A 3,330-nucleotide genomic window follows, 5' to 3' on the forward strand; every position below is an offset into this window, starting at 1 on the left:
ACCGGGGCGGCCCTTTCTGGGGCAGTCCGCGCAGGCGGACTTCGCGAATTTCCAGCGGCGAATTCATCCGCTCCGGCGGGGGGATCGCGCCCATCTCCTCACACCCGACCATCCCGCTCGGGCGAAGTCCGTGAGCAACTCAGCGCACGGGTGGGATCACGCACTCCGGCAACCAGATTCTTCGGCCGCTCGGCGCCGGAGCATCGCGCGAAGGGCGAGGATCAGCCGGCGCCGATCGACCTCAGAATGACACGCATGGGCGAGAACCACATGCGCGAAAGGCCGCCCCGGTGCACCGGGGCAGCCCTTTCTGGGGCAGTCCGCGCAGGCGGACTTCGCGAATTTCCAGCGGCGAATTCATTCGCTCCGGCGGGGGGACGGCGTCCTTCCGGGTCCGTCTCTCCTATCCCACCGCCGGCACCCCGCGCAGCGCGGGGTACAGCGCCCGGAAGCGCGCGTAGGGCGCATCGTAGGCGCGGTGCGCGGCGGCATCCGGCGCCTCGGGGGCGCTGCGCGTGAGCGTGGCGCGCGCGGCGGAGGCGAGGTCCGGGAACGCGCCGGCACCCACCGCGGCCAGCAGCGCCGCACCGTACGCCGGCCCTTCCTCCCGGTTCACCGTCTGCACGGGGACGCCGTACACCTCTGCCTGGAGACGGCGCAGGAACGGGCTCCTCGCGCCACCGCCCGTCAGCAGCAGCGAGTGCGGCGAAAGGCCGAGCTCCTGCAGGATGGACACGGAATCCCGCAGCGCGAAGCACACGCCCTCCAGCACGGCCCGCGTAAGGTGCGCGCGCGTGTGCGCCAGGCTCAGCCCCGTGAACGCGCCCCGGGCGGACGCATCCCGGTGCGGCGTGCGCTCGCCCTGCAGGTACGGCAGAAAGGTCACGCCCTCCGCGCCCGCCGGGATGGACGCCGCCTCCGCGTCCAGAGCCTTTCGGGACTCCGGCGTCTCGTCCAGCTCGCGCGCCAGCTGCTGGTGATACCAGTTGAACGCGCCGGCGGCGGACAGGACGACGCCCATCAGGTACCATGTGCCCGGCACCACGTGCGCGAACGTGTGCGCGCGCAGCCCGGGATCCACCAGCGGCTGGGCCGTGGGCGCCAGCACCGTTCCCGACGTCCCCCAGCTGGCCACGGCCTCGCCCGGCGTCACGACGCCCACGCCCGCCGCGCCGCACGCGTTGTCCGCGCCGCCGCCCACCACGGGCGTCCCCTCCGCCAGCCCCGTCAGCCGCGCCGCGTCCGCTGTCACGCGGCCCAGCACCTCCGACGAGCCGCCCACGTCCGGCAGCAGCGCGCGCGGCACGCCCACGGCGTTCAGGATCTCGTCGCTCCAGCGCTGGCCGGCGGGGTCGTACATCAGCGTTCCGGACGCGTCGGACGGCTCCGTGGCCAGCGCGCCCGTCAGCCGGTAGCGGATGAAGTCCTTGGCCAGCAGCACCGTCGCCAGCCGGCTGTACGCCTCCGGCTCCTTTTCGCGCAGCCACAGCACCTTGGGCAGCGTGAAGCCTTCCAGGGCGGGGTTGCGCACCCAGTCGCGCAGGCGGTCCTCGCCGCCCGCGCGGCGGGTGATCTCGGCGCACTGCTCCGTCGTCCGGCCGTCGCACCACAGCAGCGCGGGGCGAATGACGTTCCCCGCGCGGTCCAGGAACACGCTGGAATGCATCTGCCCGCTGATGCCGATGCCGCCGATGTCCGCATCGGGCCGCTCCCCCCGCAGCCGGCGGATGGACGCGACGGTTGCCTCCCACCACGCGTCCGGGTCCTGCTCGGCCCAGCCGGGGTGGGGCGTGCTCATCGTCAGGGGCGTGAGGGCGGAGGCGACCACCTCGCCGTCCCGCGCCACGAGGATGGCCTTGACGCCGCTGGTACCGACGTCCAGCCCCAGGAACAGCGCGCCGGCCACGTCAGCGCACCCCCAGCAGGATCTCCATCGTCAGCTGGTCCAGCCGCTCGTAGCCGTACCCCTGCGCGCGGATGGCGTCCAGGTCCAGCGCCTGCCCCTTGATCTGCTCCGCGGCGTCCGCCGAGTAGCGCACGGGCTCGCCCGCCCCGCCGCCGCGCGCGCGCAGCTCGCCGACAATCTGCTGGATCTCCGGGTCCGCGTTCCAGCGCGCCGCCTTGTCCTTGAGGATGAGGTACGTGCGCATGCAACCACGCGCGAAGTCCCACACGCCCGCTGCGTCCTCCGTGCGAAAGGCCTTGGCGTCGAAGTGCCGCATCCCCTCGTAGCCGCTGTCCTCCAGCAGCTTGACCAGGAAGAACGCTCCCTTGGGTCTACCGCGCCGAAGCGGAAGTCCTGGTCGTAGCGGCCGGGCTTCTGGTCGTTGAGGTCGATGTGGAACAGCTTGCCCATCTCGATGGCCTGCCCCACGCCGTGGGCAAAGTCCAGCCCGGCCATGGTGTCGTGCGCGTACTCGGGGTTCAGCCCCACCATCTCGGGATGATCCAGCGTGGTGATGAACGCCAGGGCGTGGCCGATCGTGGGGAGGTAGATGTCGCCGCGGGGCTCGTTGGGCTTGGGCTCCAGGGCGAACCGGTAGTCGTACCCCTGCGCGATGCTGTACTCGCAGAGGAAGTTGAGCGCCTCGCGGAACCACTTGCCCGCGTCGCGCGGGTCCTTGGCCGCGTTGGTCTCCGTCCCCTCGCGGCCGCCCCAGAAGACGTAGGTGGAGGCTCCCAGCTCCTGGCCGAGGTCCATGCTGCGCATGGTCTTCTGGAGCGCGTAGCGGCGCACGCGCGGGTCGTTGCTGGTGAACGCGCCGTCGCGGAACGCCGGGTCCGTGAAGAGGTTGGTGGTGGCCATGGGCACCTTGACGCCGTGCGCGTCCAGGGCCGCCTTGAACTCGCGGACAATGCGGTCCCGCTCCGATGCGGACGCGTCGCGCGGGACGAGGTCCTCGTCGTGGAGGTTCACGCCGTACGCGCCGATCTCGGCGAGCTTCTGGACGATGTACGGCGCGGAGAGCGCCGCGCGCACGGGCTCGCCGAACGGGTCGCGTCCCGTGTTGCCCACCGTCCACAGCCCGAAGGTAAAGCGGTGTTCGGGCCGGGGCGTGTACGCGTCGTCTCGCATGGTCATCTTATCTCTTCCGAGGTCGTGAATGTGACACGTGGTGCCGGGCTCCGCGTGGAGGCCGGCCGATCGTCAGCAGATGCGAGTCCACGTCGGGGGCCCTCACCCCGCTCGAGGCCCTCACCCTGCTCGTTCCTCGCGGCCCTCTCCCGCAAACTGCGTGGGAGAGGGCGTATACTTCTACGAGCCAATTGCCGCGTTGCAACCTGCGCGTCAGCGCGGGTCTCCTCTCTCCGCGAGGAACGAGCGGGGAG

The 3,330-nt window shown here is 71.7% G+C and carries 1 protein-coding gene and 1 pseudogene; both read right to left on the minus strand.

Annotated elements, in window-relative coordinates; genetic code table 11:
* Positions 1-403 precede the first annotated feature (403 nt).
* Positions 404-1,906 carry a xylulokinase gene (gene xylB / locus VFZ20_RS01260; protein WP_329681995.1) on the minus strand — a complete coding sequence of 501 codons (1,503 nt, stop codon included), beginning with the start codon at positions 1,904-1,906 and terminating at the stop codon, positions 404-406.
* Position 1,907: 1 nt separating this feature from the next.
* Positions 1,908-3,076 (minus strand): annotated as a pseudogene (xylA, locus tag VFZ20_RS01265) (xylose isomerase).
* Between the last annotated feature and the right edge of the window lie 254 nt (positions 3,077-3,330).

The sequence above is a fragment of the Longimicrobium sp. genome (assembly GCF_036280135.1).
In the GTDB taxonomy this organism is placed as follows: Bacteria; Gemmatimonadota; Gemmatimonadetes; order Longimicrobiales; family Longimicrobiaceae; genus Longimicrobium.